This window comes from Desulfosporosinus orientis DSM 765, assembly GCF_000235605.1.
Taxonomy (GTDB): Bacteria; Bacillota; Desulfitobacteriia; order Desulfitobacteriales; family Desulfitobacteriaceae; genus Desulfosporosinus; species Desulfosporosinus orientis.
Genome location: NC_016584.1, coordinates 2385514 through 2405299, shown reverse-complemented (window position 1 = coordinate 2405299; position 19786 = coordinate 2385514). Strand labels below are relative to the sequence as shown.

The following is a 19786-nucleotide window of genomic DNA, read 5'->3' as shown; positions in this document are numbered from 1 at the left end:
TACACCCTCTATGCAAAGTTAACTTTGCATTTATTCTACACCCCTAATCTTATTCATGTCAAGTTTACTTTGCAAAAATAATTGTCGATAAAATTTCCCGGCCATCTACTGCTGGGGCATTTTCACCCAACCGCTATTCTTTGCCCATACTTTTCTAGGATTAAGTTGATTGCATTCCTTTTAAATCCTCTTGTAACAATTTTAAATTTAACTTATAACCATCCATGTCTTTTAAAGCATCTCTTGCTATACCAAAATCATCTGAATGTACTTTTAAATTTGATGTTAAACAGTCATGCAACATAGCATTTTATTTGGATTTATTTCCATTATCTGTGTATTTTTTTATTATGCATAGGATTGTGATAATGATCCCGAAGATGAAGAAAACATTGAGATAGAAGAGGACGATGAGCCTAGACCTATAGATACTGTTAATTTTTTTGCCATGCAGGGCCGAAATAAATGGAAGGATCAATGATCACACATTTATCTACTCCGTCTCCACCGCAAAACCATCAAAAGCCTACACTCTTGATAGTTTGACTTTAAAATATTTCCATATCCTTCCTCTATATCCTCTTAAATTTCCAACAATCATCTAATAAAAAACAAAAAAGGCCAGGTCATCCAACAATTGACGCTCTGGCAACACAAATCAATTATATTTCCCTACACACTACAAAACTCCAAAAAGAACATACTCTTCTCAAACCCGCTCATACGAAGGCTTTCGCTCAATCCCAATATAGCACTACCACGTGCTTCATGTGTATAAAATACGTTCTGGCTGTGTGGAAATCACTTATTTTCCTTTAATCAAGTCCCACCATAGTTCTTTTTGGCTGGCAAAACAGTTCTTTGACACTTCCTCTAAATTGTTCATGAGTAATGTGAGCCTCATGAAGAACAGCCTAAGTCCTGTGTTGCACTAGAACATGTCAAAATTCCAATTCTCATTCCATTTACTTCCTTTTCTGCGAGTCTTTTTTATTACAAAATTTCTACATATTTCCTCCATATCCTTTAAGGATTAAAAATAATCCAATAAATAAACATAAAAAGCCAAACCGTTTCCAAAAACGATCCAGCTCAATATATTCCCTCTCACACCCTGTCACTCCAAAAAGAACATACACTCCTCAAACCCGCTCAAACCAAGGCTTCCACTCAACCACGATATAGCACCACCACGCACCCCACATGACCTGTCACTGATATAATAACATTCTAAAACCTTCAATGAAGTAACACCAACGTGCACTGGTAAGAAACATTTCATTCGAGACTTTTCTTTACTACTAGCCGATAATAATGACAGAGCGCAATCCTGTTCCTTAAATTCTTGCATTTTAATCACTTAAGCCATTTTTGAATACCTTTCAATACGGTTTTTTCCGTTATTCTTAGCTGTGTACAGGGCTACATCAGCCTGCTTCAAAAGTATCTCCAAATCAGTTTCATAGTCAGGGATTACAGAAACTGCTCCCATACTGACTGTATATTTCAACTCAGGATGGTTGGGGATACCTCTCTGACCGATAACTTCTCTAAGTCTCGTAGCAACTTTATTACTATCTTCTTCATCTGCTCCAGGTAGTAATATAGTAAATTCCTCTCCTCCGTACCTGCAAAGCAGATCATTTTGTCTTAATATCCTTTGCGTTTCGGAAGCAAAATCCTTAAGCACTTCATCCCCTATATGGTGTCCATATAAATCATTTACTTTTTTGAAATTATCAATATCAATTAGAATGAGAGATACAGGCATAGTTTTCCTGACGCAAAGTGCTATGCTTTTTTGTGCAAACAAAAAAAATGTGCGTCGGTTATAAATATTCGTTAAAAAATCAAATCTTGCGAACTTAATCAATTCTTCATCATCCTGCTGCTTTGCGAGTAGCACAAATCCTGTGCTTCCAATAATCAGCGAAACAAAAAGTGACAGAAACGACCATGTTGTAAATACGTTTGGGGTATATAACTGGATCACATAAGGAGAAGACAAAGAGACATATGCCCTCAAAAACAGCGGAACGCTTGCAAGCATGTGAATAACAGCAATAAGTATTTGTAGCCTTGAAGCTTTTTTGTCTGTTAAGAAACTTACATATATAGGAATGATTATTAAAGCTGGAATAATAAAACCAACTGCGACTCTAATATTTTCATTCCCTAAAAATGAAACAATATTAAAAATCAAAATGCTTATTACAATAAACACAAGATATAGTTGTTTAACACTTCTTATTAAAAACCCTTTCAATAGAATAAAAGCGATAGCGTTCAACGATACTCCTACAAAAAGTAATGAGTTTGCAATTATAATTGAAATTAAATCCGAGGCTACTCCTCTCATTGCGAACAAAACCCATGCTATCATCAAAAGGAATTTTCCAGCAATATAATATTTAGTAGAATTATTTTTTCCCTGAAAATTATTATAAGCTATCATAAGAATTATTGTACAAAAATTGCCTAAAGCCAGTACCATAAACATTGTTTTTAAGTCAAAGTTAGAATTCATTTTATTGTTAATCCTTTCACAGAATATCAAAAATCCCACTAAATTTAATGACATTATACCACGGTTTAAATTTGATCTCCTAAATTAAATAAAACCAGACCATTTTATTTAAATGATCTGGTGAATATATTTCCCATTGACGGCACATAAATCATTGTTCAAAGACTCAAAAGGCGTCTCCATAACACCGACTTACTATAACCTTACCTTCATTACTTATGAGTAACTTTCCAGCCTTGCTGCTCTTGTCGGTTCTGCAGACGGAATATCTCAATTCTACCGAGTTTATAAATTCCCCCGATATTGAGCATACAAAAGAGGAGATAGACCGGCATGTCATTCCAAGCGACGAGTTTGAGCAGATTATAGAGCGATCTCCCGCAGATACCCCTTATTACATTCCGATCATAATCGGATATCACACTGGTTGTCGCATTGGAGAGGCAATGAAGAAAAAGATACCTTGCGCAGGATAATATCCTTCCCTGTGTCACGCCTTGGGCATACAAGATTATCAACCACGATGGATACATACACACATCCAACAGAAAAGATGGTAGATAACACTGTAGAAACATTCGAAAAGTATGCTTGCTAACGCAAAGAAAAATACGTTGGCAAATTGTTGGCAAATAACTCATGAGCAGTTTTTTTATTGCCTTAAATCTGGTAGGGCCTTGGCGGAATTCACATGAATAGCCGTTTTGCAGATCTAATTTCACTGCAATCCCAAAATCACTTATTTATTTCAATTTCTGCTAAGCTCAAGTTCATTGCACTTCCTCCAACCTTTACCTCAAGTATCTCATTTCCCTTGACCGTTAATGATACACGAATTTCAGATGGCTTTTTCATGGAATACCCCTGCTTAAAAATAAGATTAGCCGCCTCCTCTTCGCTTATTTTTCCATAGTGGTACAAATAGCATGCAAGCGCACCGCTTGATGTTCCTGTTGCAGATTCCTCCGGAATATCATATAAAGGTGCAAAGTTCCTGCAATAAGCATTGGCTCCATATGTAGATTCCAAAGAAAAAACATGATATCCAACGGTATTGTACTTCTGGCTGATTTTTTTTACTTTTTCCATATCCGGCTTGATCGCATCTAAAATCTCAATTCTTTTTACAGGAACTATAATATCTCGAAGCCCTGTTGACACAACTTGAGCCAATAAGTCTTCCGAAATTTGGAAAGTACTGATATTCAAGGAATCTGCTAATTCATCTTTATCTATAACTTCTGAAAATACAGGAATAGATTGATCCATCATAACAAAACTATCGTTATGAATTTCAATGCCAAGTATTCCAGCTCTGGTTTCTTGATTATATTTACCTTGTTTTAACAAATTCAGACTTGACATTGCATAAAAGGTGGCAATCGTAGCATGGCCACATAAGTCCACCTCTTCATTAGGTGTAAAGAATCTCACTTTAAAATCTGCCACGTTTGATTGCAATACAAAAGCAGTTTCACTGAATCCAAGAACACCAGCAATTTTTATCATTTCTTCTGCGGATAATGAATCCGCATTCATAACAACACCTGCTGGGTTTCCGCCTTCTTTTGTTTTAGCAAAAGAATTTAATGTATATACGTTTATTTTCATATTCCCAAACTCCTATACTTAGCCTTAAGAATAAACTAACTATAAAACAATTGCATTAATTACACGGTATGATATAATTCGGCAACTACTTCTGTATGCCTTGAACGGTCAAAAAAGATGCCGCTTGAGACTGGTAGAGCCTAGGCGGCAGGCATTTTGAAGTTTATATTTTCATTAATACATTGTTGTTATATTTGCTTTTTTATAAATTCACTTGAAAATTCAATAGTTAGACCAGTTAATTTCTCACAAGCATGTGGCGGATCATTTTCACTAAAGCCATTCGGACGCAAATCGTAGCATTTCAATGAGCCATATTTTTGAGTAAATTCATTAGCATAGTGATAGCAAAGCGATGCTATATCAAAATCAGATTTTCCTTTCTGACTGAAATAAATTCCAATAAACATCAAAGCTCCTTCAACCAATCCGCATTGAGCTCTAAATCCTCCTGCTCCATGCAAACCAATCGCAGAGTTGAAGGTTTGTTCTTCAAGATTTACGTGAAATAATTCACATAAGCAAGTTAACATCGTTCTTGCACAATTAATATCATGTTTCCAATACAATTCATGTACTCTTTCTTTTATCGTTACTTCCATATCGCACCTCAATTTATATAATTATTTTTTCCTCTGTAAAAGACAGACACTCCCACAATGGGTTGAACCAACAAAAATGATGCCACTCGAACCTGGTGGGGCCTTGGCGGCTTGTCGAATTAACAGTATACTGTAAAGCATTTTATATTTTTTATAAAATATATCTATATGTAACTCCACCAACCCAATTCATCAAATAGTTTTACTTGTGGAGTATTTTTAACTTTGCAATAAGTTCATAAGTATCTGTTCGTTTGAAGCCCAACTTTGTCCAGTACTCCCCTGCTTCGGTGCTAAATAAGCAGACAGCTTTTAAATACATATTTATTCAAAAGACACTATAAGGTATATGAAAATAAGTATGCTCGTTTTTCAAATCCGAATTTTTCATAAAACTGATGAGCTTCTTCTCGTGGAAATCCAGAATCTAATTCGACTCTTTTCATCCCCTGTTCTCGTGATTTATTTATTGCTTCCTGCAACAAGTTAGAACCACATCCTTTTCCTCTATATTTTTCATCAATGACCATTGCATAAATATAAGATATTTGCCCTTCTTGCCACAAATTATTCACAATTGCATATGCGCAAAATCCAATTACATTATTATCTAATTCTAAAATGAGTAAAACATCTGAATCTGATTTTATTCCACGATTAAATACCTTACTAAGTTCATTTTGATTTAAAGACTTATTTGGCCATAATTGTTTAAATAATGGAAAAATACGTTTAAAATCTTCATTCGTTGCAAATCTCACTGTAGTATTCATGATTTTACTCCTTTTCAAAAAATAATTAGTTCAAGGTATTAAAATCATCTCAGTATCACACTAAATGGGTTTTATCCTCCATTATCTTAAAAGAGGCATATACCCTGTCAATTTGTTTACTTTTTTCTTTTCTCCATAAATGACTACTCCCAAATAAGTGTGCTCTATCTCTGGTACACATGCTGCTTTGGCAATATATTCACTATACACATTACAGCATTGTGCCACATCCGAAAAATCAACAACAACTAAATCACTAAACTCCGGGGCATATAACCGTTCCCTCAAATCCCTTAAAATGTCCTTATTGCCTTTTAGCATTGCAATTGGGATTGTTATGATCCCTAAATGTGTTTTATCTGTGGCATCAACAACATCCACTCCTATTTGCTCTGGAATATGCTTCCCCAATGTTACCCCTAAGATAGCAGAGGTGTTGGCTATGACACCGATTGGTAGTTCTGAATCTATAATCATTACACATTTCATATTGCAATCACTCATTTTTAAATTCTCCTATTTTATTATAATTTTATTCCCCGAAATATACAATCCTGCTAACGTAAGTACAATTCCTACGATGAGTTCCAGGTGACAAAGCATAATGCAGATGTACCCAGCCCCTGTCTTTTTTTCTGTCCATGAAACTCCTTACTGTTGATATGTCTACCTTGGCATATCCTTAAATATGTTCATATACTGTTTTGGTGTTAGTCCTATAAATTTTGTTCCAAGAGTAAAAAGAATATAGTGAAACCAATTCACTATGAAAAACTACCGGTGTTATAAAATAAGACAAATCATCCCTTCCCGTTATTTCAAAAACAGCTTTACTCATAATATCCGATTTAATATTGATACAGCGGTAATCCAGTGTTTTGCCATCGATTTGTTGGCAGGTATGGTTATCAACTGATTGAACAGTAACATATCTCCCGATTCTATGGTATACTCCTTGTTTTTACAGGATCAAGAGTTTACCTCCTTCCTAATTATTTATTTGATATTCAGTGTACCAGATGTCTCAGCTTCATTCTTGTATGATATTGCTCTTTGATAGTTGCTTCCCTTTGCGCCCTGCTTATTTCCTCCAGAGAGGGTGGTATCTGCAGAATATGCTACGGTATTCGTTATAAAAAGACAATCTTGTTTCTGGTCAACATATAGAAACAAAAGCATCAAGATTTTCTGTCCTGATGCCTTTAGATTTTCATGTATGAAATTATAAATTTTGACCAAAAAATCGGGCTAAATTTGACTTTTTTGCCTCGTTTTTTGCTCATTTTGGGCTCAAAAACCACAACGTATTGTGGTCAGACCCCCTTATTTTTTGTCTCGACTACAATTCGTCATCATTATTACCGTCTCAACGTGGGTTGATGTTTATGTTTTGAATGTCAATGAAGTAACATCAACCTGTATCGTGACCTATTTTTTTATTGATATCCTCGGGCCGTCACCCCGTCGCCGAAGTAGTTTTAGAAAATTCCGTCCCCTCCATTTATAAATACCGATTAAGAAATCCAGTAACAACAATGAAGGACATGCATATATTGTACTAAAAAAATATTTAAATGGAGGTTTTTATTATGACTAACTTAAATGAAATCCTAATTAGGGATATAGCCCCTGATACCGTACTGGAGTTAGATGTTCCTAAATATTATATAGAGGCAAATAATGCTATTGACACAAGAATCGAAGCAATAGAACTCATTTCTGCCGCACAAACACAAACTCAATATTCTATTCAAAAAACCTCTCCCGGAGCAGTATTTGAGACAACTGCTACTGGAGGCGAACTTCGAGTTGTTCCACCTGTAAATGCCCTTGCTGCTGAACAAGAATTATTACCATTTTTTCGCGTTGTAATGGGTGGCGGAATATAATGAATTATATTAATAATTCCCGGCAGCCACGAAAAGGAAATAGCGTTGTTTTAAAAAATCACTTGATAACTCATAGAGCAAACAGTTCCCAAAATAACAACGTAAAAATCAATCAAGATAGTTTGAATAAATTATCAATATCTTTACCTCTCGAAGGGTTTAGAATTCAATTAACCGCTCCGTTATTTAGTATTGAAGCGTTTTCGCCTGCTGATATTACACTAATAGCAATAACGCCCAATGAATTTTACACCTTAATAGTCACTCCCAAAGGTGTGCTTGAAACGCTCGTTTCTAGTTTGGTACTTGAGGTATTTAATCCAGATGGAGTGATGATATTCAAAATAGTTGCTCCGCCTATATAAATAATACCTTGGATTCCTGGCTTTTTGCCAGGAATTTTTATAATACAGATTTCTCATCTTATTCGGCACCTTTGTTGCAACATCCGACCAGTAATAGGCACCTTGAAAATAAACTCCCGTACGATAATTTCATTGTCGGATGAAATTCATTTCTGAAGTGTCGATATAACTTGAACCAATCCGCTTGTCTTTGAGAATGTAGAAAGTTTCGTATAAATTAGCACATTAGTTTTCTACAGATATTTATGGGTGATAATACTCTGTAGGATTTATGTAATACATATATAGATAAAAACAATGAAGTAACACCAACGTGCCTTGAGGATACAAAAGAAATGCCGCATAAGCCTGGTAAGGCCTTGATGGCAGTATTTATCTTCAATATTTTATTACCATGGCCATAAAGATCAACTTATTAATCCCCTGATATATCTGTCTTCCAGGTTTTATAACTTAGTTTGCCTGCTGTTTCAAAAATTCCAGGCAATCCACAAGCCTCGCTGTGAATCCTGCCTGTTTGTGCATGAGCTCCAGTCCCTGGGCAATGGTCTTCTTTAAATCGATGTCAAAATAATCTTCGTTTGACGCTGCGAAAAGATAAAAATACTGTTCCGTAAAGGTCATAATCACATCCCCGTCAGCCTTCCCGGCAATGGTGTTAAGTGCTTCAATAACCTGAGGCGTTAAGACTATCCTGGCCGCCACAGGATCGACGCAAAAAGCATCCAACCGGTGGTTGAACTCGTACATCTCCACATCCAGATGTTCATCATCTTTTACGTTTAGATTGGGCGTGCCGTCGGTACAGACCACCACTTGGACCGGGATTTTAAGACCGTGCTCTGCACGGATGCAGGAGCCCCAGAACAGGCTCGTATGAATCTCCTCATCCTTCCAGTCTTCCAGCTGTACGTCATAGACTTGATCCCACACCACCTTTTCCGCAAGCAGATCACAGCGGGCAAAGGAAATGTTTCCCTTTCGGGCACTGACAAGGTCGCTACCCTTAATATTGTTCGCATTTTCGAACAGCCCCAGGGACAGAATCTCGTCTTGAGGAAAGCAACTGACTGGCTGATAAACCACGTTTTGGAAATATTTTTTCAATATGTTCTCCGCAAAGGCACCCTTAGTCTCGTTATTGAGCTTTGACCGCTGCACCCGGATGATGGCGTAGCCAAACGCCGCAATGACACCCGCAATGCAGCCCACCGTTAGTCCATAAGAAAACAGCAGGAGCGCCACAATGATGACAGCAATCACCGCATAAACAATGGAAGCAATGGCGATAGTGATGCGCTTCTCTTCCAAAGCAGCTACGCTGCCGTCCAGCTTATCCGCGTTCTTCATCCCATCCTGTTCACTACTACTGTCCTGTTCATTCCCTTTCATTATGGCGTCCAGCTTTCTCGCGTCCTTCATACCACCGATGCCCCTGGCCACAGAAAAAATGCCGGAAAGAAAGGACGCCAGAACTTTGCAAAGATAGTAGCTGATGATCAGCAGCACGATCAGGAGCACCAGCGGAAAAAACCTGTCGGCACCCCAATCAAAACCGTTGTAAATAAAGTTATATAAGACCAGGGCTATAATGATGAATGGTATCCAAAAAAAGATATCCTTCATAAAGTTACGAGAGGCTTCTTTTGCCTTTTGTTTTACTCGCATCCGCCGTCGCCTCCCCGTCAAAACTCTATTTTTACGTCCTGTTTTTTATCTTCCTCCGCGGCAAACAGTTGACGCTTTTCCAGCTTCATCGTCCTGCCCACAAGGCTTGAGGGAAACACATCCAGATAGGTGTTGAAGGCGTTGACGTTGCTGTTATACAGCCGTCTTGCCGCCTGAAGTTGGTCCTCTGCATCCCCGATGCCGCTTTGCAGCTTAGTAACCGACTCGACGGAGCGAAGCTCAGGATAAGCTTCCACGGCTACTTTAAGGCGGGCAGCCATTTCGTCCACTTTCGCACCGGCCTGCTCCAGCTCCCCGGCGCTCATACCCTGACGCAGCCGTATAACCTGACTAAACAGCTGAGTCTCGTGCTCCATGAAGCCCTTTGCAGTGTCAAGCAGCTTGGTCAGCATGTCATAGCGTTTGGTCAGGGCCACCTCGACCCCGCTGAGAGATTCCTGTATCTTGTTGTCTTTCCTTCGAAAGCTGTTGTAAGCGCTTATCCACCAGATGATCAATGCTGCCAGAATTATCAGCAATATCCACATATTCTTTTCTCCTTTGATAAACATTTTCACGGAATTCGTTTGTAGTTCACCAGTTATTGTATTGACTTTTTATTGATAAATCCGTTTGTTTCATTCATCCGAATTCTCATCCGAGTCGTTCATTAAGAACCAAGCATCCTCCTCAACGGCTATTGCGTCTGTTTTAAACGCACTGTACCATTTTTCTGCCTCTTCATCATCCACGCATTTGATTTGTACTGTCAAAATATAGTCTGGCCTTACAAGCCAGTAAAATGCGCTCGGAGCCGATGCGCCTGTCTCCGGATTTGTATCTTCTTTAATACCGATTACCTCTTTATCTCCTAAGGCCGCGCCCTTAACCGGCGCCATGTTAACTAATAAATCATCAGCGTTTTCATTATTGACATTTTCTATGGTCCAATAATTCAGTGCCGCACTATTTGTCGTCGATGTAACTGTAAGTTTTCCGTTTTCATCCAATTTTTGTTCTGAATCAAAGATGTCCGGATAACGCATTACCAGTTTATATTCCTCATCGGCATAAGCATTATATGGATAATTTCCATACTCAGATATCGATGATGGTTCTGTTGAACTATTCTCCGACTGGTTTACATCATCCGACAAGGACGGTTCTGGTTCTGATGTTCCACTGCATCCGCACATCACCATACTCAAAACTACAAGCATTATTAAACGGAATATTTTTTTCATTATAAAAACCTTCCCTATTTTAAAATACCAAGGCTTAGTACAGCTCAGCCTGCACTCCAGGTTCTTCTGCTTCCGTGTTGTTATCCCATTACTTATAACGCCGATAACCGCCCGTTACATCCTCGGGCCAGGACCCGCCTTCAGGATCATAACAAAACATCAATACCTGTCCGTCATGCAGCTGGACACCAATATCGTCGAGCCCATCGCCGTTATAATCCGCAACCGTAAAACCGCCGGTATCTGCTACCGTATACTCCTCCAGCAAAAGCGTCGCAATGCGTGCTCCGGAGGAAGCATCGTACATAGCATAAAAATCATCGCTGGTTTGTCCGGAAAAGCATACGGCAAAATCACCGTTAAGCACGTAGTCCTGGGTGTATCCTCGCCAGGTCCGCCAATCAGCGCCAGTTACCTGCCCTTGACTTGGAACAGCAGGATCTTCAATCCGTCCATCGGTATCGTCCCGATTAACCAGCAAAAGGGTACCTATAAATAGCATAACGGCAATAACCAGAGTAAAGATACCAATCCCTGTCAGGATAGTCCCTGCTTTTTTGCGGTATTTTATCCGGAGTATCATTCCGGCCGTAAAAATGATTAAACCGCTAATTGCCCAAAATATGAACATAATTAAATCAACCCCTAAAATTATCCTTCATCTTCAGGCGGATCCGAAAAATACAGCCGTGTGTACGGTATATATTCATTGCTGTTATAGATATCCAGTACATAGATCGAGCCATCTTCCTTTACAGCAAAATGCTCCTCTGCCGTAAACTTTTCCGGTGTGTTTTTGCCTGTCGCAAACATCCAGCAATCCTCTCCGTTTACGGTATCTTTACCAAGAGAAACAATTACCGTATCCTCTGTCAGCATACCGCTTAATTCATCACTTAAAAGGTTAAGCGCCTCATCCTCATCCAGCGTGGAAGTATTTGTTCCCGCAGCACTTTCCAGATACACCGCATTGGAACGAAGCCGGTTGTACCATATCTCGGCCTCATCATCTGTCTCACAGGCAATTTCAACATATACAATAAAATCAATATCGATAACACAGTAAAAGGCGCATGGAATAGCAGCTTCTCCTGTTTTAAGATACGTATCATCATTTAGACCAACTACTGCATTACCTTCTAACACTTCTCCCTTGAGCGGTGAAAAGTTATCCAAGAATTCTTCGGGGGTTTCTTTATTGGTATTTTTCAGGACCGAATACATCATTACCACATTATCTTTTGAAGAGGTAAACGTAACCGTACCTGTTTGATCAGGCTCCCCCGCTGAATCAAATATGTTCGTGTAACTAAATATCAGTTGGTTTTTCTCATCAAGATAATTATTATATTGATAGTTTTCAATTTCAGCTGTTGGTGACGGTTCTGAGGTTCCGCTGCATCCGCACATCGCCATACTTAAAAATACAGTTACAATTAAAATTAAAATTTGTAATTTTTTCATTACAAACACCTTTCCTATTTTGTATCTCAACTTATTAAAATGGAATGCTCCTAAGAAAATGCCTGAAGCATTCCATTCTGTTGAAATATAGAAGAGATAAATCTATTCCATTATTTTACCAATACATCAATTGAAAAATCTTTTTGCCCGTCGTCTACGGAGATCGTCCCGGATATTGTTGCTTCCCCGACAGCTACAGCTGTCACTGCTCCGCTTTCATCCACCGTGACTATTGACGGATCGGAAGATTTGGCCATAAGTGTGTAGTTTAGCTTCCAAGGCATAACCGCAACCAATTGGCTCTTTGCATCAACTGGAAGGAATATGCCGTCTGTCATCTCCACCGAAACAACCGGCAGCAGTACGTCTGAGCCCTCAATAATGTCTTCAGATTGTTCATCCGTCATGTTTTTGTCTTCAGATAATCCAGCACTTGTATCTTCATCTTTTGATAATTCATCACTCGTATTTTCATATTGATATATCTCCGCATCCATCATGGGCTGAGCCGATCCAAAAATTAATACCGGATCAATATCATCATCCGCACGGTATACAGCGCTGAGATCCTTGGCAATTAGAAATTTAGCCAGCACGACACCATTATCATCAAAAGTCGCCTCAACCGGGTAGAACCAGTTAGCAACAAGCTCGGTTGGATACTGGATCGTATACGCGCCATTGTTGCTGTTTAAGCTGGTCACCGCCGCTGGCAGGTGATCAAGAATTGCAATGGCGGAGTTTTCAGATACCTCCAGACCATCGTCGATGTAATCATATACGCCGTCGGGGGAGATCGAAATCTCGCCTGTATGCGTAACTGTTACCTGTTTACCATCCTCTGATAAGTAAAGATCTATGGTCAGCGGGTTTTCGGCATCAGGATCTGATTCATAGTGACCCACTCCGGTATCTTCATCGACCAGCAGAACAAAAGGCAGCACCAAATTATCAGACCAGTCTTCCGACTCACTGCCTGCCATTAAGTCGAATTCAAACATCACGCAGTCGTTGGAGAGATACTTCATTTGAAGCGTTGCGCTATTATATTGACTGCTATCATTACGGGCAAAGCTGCCGGACAAGGTCTCCCAGACCGCTGTCGATGCACTGCTACTAAGTGTGTTTACCTCCCCCTGGCTACTTGCCTTCTCCTTACTGCAGCCGCTGAGTATTAATGCAAACACTAATACAACCAGAATCATACTTTTAATCATGTGTTTCATTGCCTATCCCCCCTATTCTATTACCAGATGTACTTTTGTTTGCCTTGGCTTGCCGCCATCAATCCAATATTTAACAATATAGTCCCCCGACTCACATCGGATTCCCCCACCAGTGGGATAGCCGCTCCAAGTCAGATAGGTGCTGCCACTATCTTTGCTAAAAGGTTTTTTCCAAGTTGCTGTGGTTATTAGCTTACCATTGGCATCATAGATCTCAGCCTTTGGAGTCTTTCCTTTACTCTGATTATAGTTAAAATAGATCCTATTGTAGGTACTGCCGTCGTCTTTATAAAACATTTTGGCTTTAGTAAGATACATACCCTGCGGCGGGGTATTGTCAACCCTAAAACACCATGAATCATTACCAGCTTTCAGCCTTACGGTATAAAAACCGCCGGGAAGCTTGTTGTAATCATATCCGTAACCGCGATATAAGGTTTTGTCCGCTACCATGGTATAATCGTTCCAGTTTATAACTTTTTTACCACTGGCGTTGTAAAGACTCACCTGAAGGTTCCTATCCCTTAATCGATTTATTAGCTTAAATCTCATGTAAAAGTTCCCTTTTTTAATAAAAGATTTATTAAATGTAATACTTGTGTTTCCACTTCTTGCTCCATCCTGCTCAACTGCTAAAGGAACATAACTCGTCGCAGCGTATGCCGGAACAGCAAGCGTCGCAACCATCACCAAGGGCAAAAATAATGTTAACAATCTTTTTCCTTTCATTTCTAAATCAAACCTCCTCGTTTTGTTTACTATGTTAATGTTTCATTAATCCCCGTTGATCTTCTCATCACTCTTTGACGTCAGCATGAGCAGAATAGAAGGCACTGCCCATGTAGGGGACATCGCCCGGAAATTCATTGATTGGGTTTAGCTCATCAAATACCAGTTCATCACCGCCATCCATCGTATAATAGACATTTTCTACTTCAAAGTTTTCCATCACCGTACGCCACAAACTATCCATCATAAACCAGCGCATTGAATCGGCGTCATAAAAGAGAAATTCCTCTTTCTGTTCCCGGTCATCGAGATTTGCAATCAATGTGGACTTCTTTTCCCAGTCGATGTAAATCTCATTTTCCTGAGCGGAAGGTTTTTCCGTGATATAAAAATCAAGTCCGGTTAGCTGTGAAAGCCCTTGGGCCAGCTTTTCCACCGTCAGATCACCGGAGTATTCAAACGAATGGGTTTCAAAATTGGCTGATTCACTACCGGTTTCCATGTTGGTATAGAGCATTGCCGTTTTTGTCTGAGTATCAGGTCCTTTTTCCTGTGTATCAGGAGATGAGCTTTGGTTGCCGGCACACCCAGATAATAGAATACAAAGACCGAGTATGAGTACCAGCGTTTTTTTAATTTCTACCATAATATTTCCTCCACTTTCATCTTTCATTGTCTCCCTGTCTATTCAGCAGGGCCATGATTTCTTCGAGAGTAAGCCGGGGACCGTCCTGCCAGAAAATGTTCTGTCCATCAGTTCTCGGGCGGGTAAGCACCTCGTTTTTTCGCAAAATACCATAACCGGGAGCGGTTTCCAATAGCCTTCTGGTATCGAACAGGATCAAATGTCCGTTGCTCAGCTCGATATCCAGAGTCCAGTCATCCACAATATCCACCCTTGTTATTCTCAGCATAGGCTGACACCTCTTTCACGTTGTACAAACTTCAACACCCCAACATATCGTTTTAATCTGTTTTAATCCTAGCAAAAAAAAATAACCCTGTGCGGATTATCAAGAATACTTGATTGATCAACGCAAAACTTTTTTGGGGCGTTTTATTTTCCATAAAGATATGGTAAACTGAGTCGGAAAATAGGGGGTAACGAAGTGAATAAGGTGACGTTATTAATGATGGAAGACGAGGCCGATGTACTGGCCATCAACAAGGAATACTTCGAGGGCAAGGGTTATGCGGTCATTTGCGCGGATACTCTTGCACAAGCGCGTTTCCATCTAGACGAGCACTGCCCTGATTTGATTCTTCTGGACGTTATGATGCCGGACGGCTCCGGCTTTGAATTCTGCGCCGAGCTGCGAAAAAAGACCAACGCTCCCATCATCTTCCTGACCTGCAGGGATGAAAATGAGAGCGTTGTGAAAGGTCTTTTACAGGGCGGAGACGATTACGTCACCAAGCCCTATGATTTAAATGTACTTGCCGCACGCGTAAATGCGCAGCTTCGCAGAACCGGCCTCATGAGCGCTGGCAAGCTGGAGCTTCCTCCTTTATCTATCGACTTTCTGCAAGGAGAGGCGATACTGGATAACAAGCATATCCCTTTGACACAAAAGGAGCTGCAGCTACTGGGCTGTTTTGTCATATTTGCGGGGCGGCGCTTAAGCTATGACGAAGTCTACCGCAGGGCCTGGGGCGGAAGCTCTCCCGGTGCGGCCCACACCGTTGCCGTACATGTGGCTAATCTGCGCAAAAAGCTGGGTGCGGACGGTGCGGGCTGGTTTGAGCTTGCAAACTCCGGAAAAGGAGAATATATTTTCAGCAAGGTGCGTTATTGAGACTTTTGCTGTCTTTAAGGAAGAGGTAGCGAGAAAAACACGGAGGTTCCCGCTAATTCTTTGCTTTCAATCCAAATGCTGCCCCCATGCTGCTCCACAATTTTCTTGCAGATATATAAACCAAGTCCGGTGCCGGTATTCTGACCGCTGCCGGCTTTTTCTTTATGATAATACCGCCGAAAGAGATAGGGAAAGCGTTCCGGGGCAATGCCGGTACCGTTATCGGCAACGTGCACAACGATATTCTTGTTCTCGCGCTTCACAGAAATCGTAATCAAGCCGTTTGCTGTAAACCGTACCGCATTGGAAATCAGGTTGACGATCACCTGAGAAATCCGGGCGGGATCTGCGCTGACCGCCGGAAGCCCTGGATCAATATGTATTTCCAGCCGATTTGCGTTTTTATTGAGCATCGGGTAGTGGGTCTCGACAGCGGTATGGATGATTTCGTCGATGTGACAGGACCGTTTTTCCATCGCCATACGCCCCTCTTCCATGCGCGTTACATCCAGCACCTGCCCCACCATCAGAGACAATCGTTCCGCCTCGGAGGAGATAAGCTTCATCCGGCGAGTCACCTCTCCACCGTCAAGTTCGCCCGGTCGCTCAGCCAGCTGCCCGGTGGTCTGCGCATAGCCGGACATTACGGTAAGCGGCGTTTTCAGCTCGTGGGAAACGTTGCCCAGAAACTCCGTTTTCATCCGGTTAAGAGTCTCCAGTGAATCCTTTTCTGCCGCCAGCTTTTCCTCCGCATCTTTGGCTTCAGCCAGTACCCGGTTGTTCATGAGAAACAGGGAGACAGTCTGCGCCACGACGAAAACCAACATCGCAGCTTCGGATATCGGCGTTCTCGGATGCTGGTATCCAAACAGGTTGTTGTACAGCATGATATCGCTGACAGCAGCCAGAAAAAACACCGCAATGCCAAAGATAGCCGCTCGTTGTTCTCGATTCGGATTTCGCATTGTCCAAATCAGCCCGGCGATACCCGGAACGATGCAAAGAACCAACAGTGCCTGATAGTATTTAAGGATCGCTGTATAAAAGACAGAATCACAAACCAGTAAACAGACTGCGTAAGCCAAAGATCCTGCAATGGCCGTATATTGAGCTGCGTGCAAAAACTGTTTTTCAATATATTGCCCCAGATAAAGCGACAAAAATATGGTGAGGAGTGCTACGCTCATATATTCCAGCATAAAGGATGTATTTCCGGAGAGGAAAGAGAGATGCGTCCAAGCTTGACTTTGAATACACTCCCGCAAGGCCATGGAAAGGCAGGCCAAAGCAAAAAACAACGTCGCTTTGGTGTGGGATAAAAGCAAATAAATAAACAGTAACAGCACCGCCGCACACACAAACGCACCCATCAAAAAAAAGCCGATCATATCAACGGTCAATCCACCACCGGCGGCGAACGCCGTGTTTTGTATACTTAAGGCGGCCAGCTGCGCACCGATTCGGTAGTGATAATACTGCGCCGACTGTAAAATGATATCCATTACACCGTCTTTCGGCGAAGCATAACAGGTCAGGTTGTTCTCCCAAACCTCGGTACCCTGCTTCGTAGCACTTGGATTGCCGGCCTGACCAACTATTTTGCCGTTTACATAGACGCGCATGGCATGACGACCAGATAGGTTAAAGGTCAAAGTGTACACATCACTGTTGTCGGGTACCAGGACCACAAACCGCTGAGAAAGATAGTCGGCACGCAGTGCGTCAAATTGTTCCGTACTGACAGGAAGGTCGGTCTTGGCTGTCTCCGGAGTCATCAACGTGCTGGGATAATACAGGGGACCGGGAAGCAGAATAGCAGACTTTTCTTCCAATTCCGCAATACCGGTCAAATCATAAATCCCATTTTCTCCCGTAATAGTAATGCTTTTATCTTCGCTGTCAATCATACCCGGTAGCCTGACCAACAGCATCAGGACAATTGTTATCAGAAGCGCCGCTAATATCACGATCGGCAGCGTATCCCTGTTTTTAAAATATTGAATTCCCGTCACCTGCTCTCCGCTTGATATATATTTATCCAATACTTATTCTTAAAAATGTTTATACGAGTTAATAATACCACATCAATACGATGGCTCTGGTGCAACAATTCACAAACAAATTTTTTATTCCTGTAGACTTCAGAAATATCATCTGGGACAAAATTGACAAAAAAAATAGAGCCTAAACCGTGAATCGATATACTTTGATCGTTACAGGCAAGTTCTATTCACAATATTTTCAACATGTGAGAACATAAGTTAATTCTTATATCATTAATCTTCTCCAGATGATATTTTTGAAGGCTACACGGCATCCCAAGATGAAGCGACACATGATACTTGATCACCCTTATCGCCGGCGATATATTCTTAACACCCAGCGGTGCCCTGACGGGAATACGGGATATAAAGATCATTGACACAAAAACTAATGATCTTTATGACCCCCTCTTCACTATAAAGGGTCCTTCTCCAAATCAACCCGCTCTTTCCAGAGCTTGTACTTCTCCAGATCAGCCCCCACTTGAGATAAAACATAACCGAGAACCGCCGCATCATCCACGAAGCCGCCAAAAGGGATATAATCAAAAATCCCGTCAATAGGAGAGACGAAGTAAACAATGCCCAGGACAATCATCACCAGAGAGCGAGTGGGTATCTCCCGGTAGCTGCCGTTAATCCAATCCCTGAAAACTCCCAAAAGCAGCTGGAGCTTTTCCCAGGTCTTCCCTAATCTCCGCTTGTGGTCAGCTGCCTTTTGCAGGGCCTGATCAAGAAGCTGCAGGGATTTTTTCTTGTCCTTAATATACATATCCGCTTTAACTTTATAGGGCTTTAAGTCGTTGCTTTCCGGCATATCATCCACTGGTTTCAAACTCTCCTTTGGCGCTGTTTATGATACTTGCAGATCGCGTTTTATTCCTTTGACTCTATCTTATCTCAAATAAAAAATTTCTATAAGTTTAAATTGGCACTCATGATTTTTAAGAATCTGCCCATACTACTATAGAATTCAATTAAAAGGAGGAGTATCCACATGACTGGACGCGCTCAAAAAATGCCTCAGCCTAACCAAGGAATTAAATGTATGGTCAACACCTGCCATTATTATGGTACAGGGGATCATTGTCACGCTGACAAAATTGAAGTTCAGGCCCCAAATGCTAAAAGCACTGAAATGACAGACTGCGCAACATTTCTTCCAGAGTAATAAGTAATAACGAAATAAGTTATACTTTCTGATTAGTATAAAATTAAGACTTGCTTTTTAGCAGGTCTTAATTTTTATTTATAGTTTAAGAGAATCTAACTTAATTTTTTAACTTTTTATGCAGCAATCCTGCCGAAGCAATAAATTTCAAAGCTTCTTCCGGTGATACGTCCAATAATTCCACTTGCTGCCTGGGGACGAGAATCAGATTACCCGCCCATTGCATGGACTGCATCAAATAAACCGCCACGTAACCCTCGGGAACAAAGGCGCTTTCCTGATCATTGGTTAAAAACCCCAGGAGTTTCAGCTCGCCGGGCATATGAACCATGACTAAACGAGAAAAGCCTTTCTTATTGGTGGAAAAGGAATGGACCGTATCTTTAATGATCCCATAAATGCTGCCAAACAAAGGTACTCTCGTAAAAAGGTTATCCATAAAATCAATCAGTTTATTGGTCAGCCAATTGGAGGCCAGTAACCCTACCAGAAAAATAACGGCCAGGGTTACGATAACTCCAAGGCCCGGAAAATACAGCCCCGCACTCTCCAATAAGCCTTTAAATAGACCGTCGGTCAGCTCAAAAATCTTGTAGAGTATATAAATGGTGACGGTGATAGGGGCCAGAACCAACAGCCCCTTAACAAAAATTCCTAATATCTTCTTCATTGCTGCTCC

The 19786-nt window shown here is 40.9% G+C and carries 22 protein-coding genes and 2 pseudogenes; 6 read left to right on the top strand and 18 right to left on the bottom strand.

Annotation, left to right across the window (positions count from 1 at the left end):
• Positions 1-1360 precede the first annotated feature (1360 nt).
• Entirely contained in the window at positions 1361-2527 is a 1167-nt protein-coding gene (locus tag DESOR_RS11205) for a GGDEF domain-containing protein (protein ID WP_014184708.1), read from the bottom strand.
• Between the two features lie 218 nt (positions 2528-2745).
• Between DESOR_RS11205 and DESOR_RS28835 the strand changes: the two genes are divergently transcribed.
• Positions 2746-3003: a site-specific integrase gene (locus tag DESOR_RS28835; RefSeq protein ID WP_148265265.1), complete on the top strand. Its 258-nt coding sequence runs from the start codon at positions 2746-2748 to the stop codon at positions 3001-3003.
• A gap of 259 nt (positions 3004-3262) precedes the next feature.
• On the opposite strand, the gene DESOR_RS11195 is transcribed toward DESOR_RS28835, so the two are convergent.
• The 5 genes and pseudogenes from DESOR_RS11195 to DESOR_RS30255 all read right to left on the bottom strand — a co-directional run.
• Positions 3263-4138 carry a PhzF family phenazine biosynthesis protein gene (locus DESOR_RS11195; RefSeq protein ID WP_014184707.1) on the bottom strand — a complete coding sequence of 292 codons (876 nt, stop codon included), beginning with the start codon at positions 4136-4138 and terminating at the stop codon, positions 3263-3265.
• 188 nt (positions 4139-4326) lie between these two features.
• Complete coding sequence (locus tag DESOR_RS11190) at positions 4327-4740, bottom strand: C-GCAxxG-C-C family protein (RefSeq protein ID WP_014184706.1); 414 nt, start codon at positions 4738-4740, stop codon at positions 4327-4329.
• 338 nt (positions 4741-5078) lie between these two features.
• Entirely contained in the window at positions 5079-5513 is a 435-nt protein-coding gene (locus DESOR_RS11185) for a GNAT family N-acetyltransferase (protein WP_014184705.1), read from the bottom strand.
• A gap of 81 nt (positions 5514-5594) precedes the next feature.
• Complete coding sequence (locus DESOR_RS11180; protein WP_014184704.1) at positions 5595-6017, bottom strand: DUF2000 domain-containing protein; 423 nt, start codon at positions 6015-6017, stop codon at positions 5595-5597.
• A 244-nt stretch (positions 6018-6261) separates the two neighbouring features.
• Positions 6262-6482 (bottom strand): annotated as a pseudogene (locus tag DESOR_RS30255) (AraC family ligand binding domain-containing protein); the annotation flags it as partial.
• A gap of 620 nt (positions 6483-7102) precedes the next feature.
• On the opposite strand from DESOR_RS30255, the gene DESOR_RS11170 reads away from it, so the two are divergent.
• Positions 7103-7402, top strand: a complete 300-nt coding sequence (locus DESOR_RS11170; protein WP_014184702.1) for a hypothetical protein — start codon at positions 7103-7105, stop codon at positions 7400-7402.
• On the top strand, positions 7402-7767 hold the full coding sequence (locus tag DESOR_RS11165; protein ID WP_014184701.1) for a hypothetical protein: 366 nt from the start codon (positions 7402-7404) through the stop codon (positions 7765-7767). Before DESOR_RS11170 ends, DESOR_RS11165 begins: the two co-directional genes overlap by 1 nt.
• 453 nt (positions 7768-8220) lie before the next feature.
• Here DESOR_RS11165 and DESOR_RS11160 read toward each other — a convergent pair whose 3' ends face one another.
• From DESOR_RS11160 to DESOR_RS11120, 9 genes are all read right to left on the bottom strand, one after another.
• Complete coding sequence (locus DESOR_RS11160) at positions 8221-9435, bottom strand: DUF3137 domain-containing protein (protein ID WP_014184700.1); 1215 nt, start codon at positions 9433-9435, stop codon at positions 8221-8223.
• A gap of 17 nt (positions 9436-9452) precedes the next feature.
• Entirely contained in the window at positions 9453-9983 is a 531-nt protein-coding gene (locus DESOR_RS11155; protein WP_014184699.1) for a LemA family protein, read from the bottom strand.
• Positions 9984-10073: 90 nt separating this feature from the next.
• Entirely contained in the window at positions 10074-10679 is a 606-nt protein-coding gene (locus tag DESOR_RS11150; protein ID WP_014184698.1) for a hypothetical protein, read from the bottom strand.
• A gap of 88 nt (positions 10680-10767) precedes the next feature.
• Positions 10768-11310 (bottom strand): hypothetical protein, encoded by a 543-nt coding sequence (locus DESOR_RS11145; RefSeq protein ID WP_014184697.1) that lies wholly within the window; start codon positions 11308-11310, stop codon positions 10768-10770.
• Positions 11311-11330: 20 nt separating this feature from the next.
• Entirely contained in the window at positions 11331-12143 is an 813-nt protein-coding gene (locus tag DESOR_RS11140) for a hypothetical protein (RefSeq protein ID WP_014184696.1), read from the bottom strand.
• A gap of 110 nt (positions 12144-12253) precedes the next feature.
• Positions 12254-13369 carry an Ig-like domain-containing protein gene (locus DESOR_RS29875; protein ID WP_014184695.1) on the bottom strand — a complete coding sequence of 372 codons (1116 nt, stop codon included), beginning with the start codon at positions 13367-13369 and terminating at the stop codon, positions 12254-12256.
• Positions 13370-13381: 12 nt separating this feature from the next.
• A complete protein-coding gene (locus DESOR_RS11130) occupies positions 13382-14098 on the bottom strand; it encodes a hypothetical protein (protein ID WP_014184694.1) in 717 nt (238 codons plus the stop codon).
• A gap of 67 nt (positions 14099-14165) precedes the next feature.
• Entirely contained in the window at positions 14166-14744 is a 579-nt protein-coding gene (locus DESOR_RS11125) for a hypothetical protein (RefSeq protein WP_014184693.1), read from the bottom strand.
• 16 nt (positions 14745-14760) lie between these two features.
• Entirely contained in the window at positions 14761-15012 is a 252-nt protein-coding gene (locus DESOR_RS11120; protein WP_014184692.1) for a hypothetical protein, read from the bottom strand.
• A gap of 195 nt (positions 15013-15207) precedes the next feature.
• Between DESOR_RS11120 and DESOR_RS11115 the strand changes: the two genes are divergently transcribed.
• The gene (locus DESOR_RS11115) at positions 15208-15894 is read left to right on the top strand and encodes a response regulator transcription factor (protein WP_014184691.1); all 687 of its coding nucleotides are present in this window, start codon (positions 15208-15210) and stop codon (positions 15892-15894) included.
• Positions 15895-15908: 14 nt separating this feature from the next.
• Here the strand turns inward: DESOR_RS11115 and DESOR_RS11110 are convergent, their stop codons facing one another.
• Positions 15909-17936 carry a sensor histidine kinase gene (locus DESOR_RS11110; RefSeq protein ID WP_242832491.1) on the bottom strand — a complete coding sequence of 676 codons (2028 nt, stop codon included), beginning with the start codon at positions 17934-17936 and terminating at the stop codon, positions 15909-15911.
• A gap of 306 nt (positions 17937-18242) precedes the next feature.
• On the opposite strand from DESOR_RS11110, the pseudogene DESOR_RS28820 reads away from it, so the two are divergent.
• A pseudogene (locus DESOR_RS28820) lies at positions 18243-18344 on the top strand (DUF2922 domain-containing protein); the annotation flags it as partial.
• 7 nt (positions 18345-18351) lie between these two features.
• Here the strand turns inward: DESOR_RS28820 and DESOR_RS11105 are convergent.
• Positions 18352-18753, bottom strand: a complete 402-nt coding sequence (locus tag DESOR_RS11105; RefSeq protein WP_042332161.1) for a YkvA family protein — start codon at positions 18751-18753, stop codon at positions 18352-18354.
• A 180-nt stretch (positions 18754-18933) separates the two neighbouring features.
• Between DESOR_RS11105 and DESOR_RS27980 the strand changes: the two genes are divergently transcribed.
• Positions 18934-19107 (top strand): DUF1540 domain-containing protein, encoded by a 174-nt coding sequence (locus DESOR_RS27980; RefSeq protein ID WP_014184688.1) that lies wholly within the window; start codon positions 18934-18936, stop codon positions 19105-19107.
• A gap of 100 nt (positions 19108-19207) precedes the next feature.
• On the opposite strand, the gene DESOR_RS11100 is transcribed toward DESOR_RS27980, so the two are convergent.
• Positions 19208-19777: a DUF502 domain-containing protein gene (locus tag DESOR_RS11100; RefSeq protein WP_014184687.1), complete on the bottom strand. Its 570-nt coding sequence runs from the start codon at positions 19775-19777 to the stop codon at positions 19208-19210.
• Positions 19778-19786: the final 9 nt, after the last annotated feature.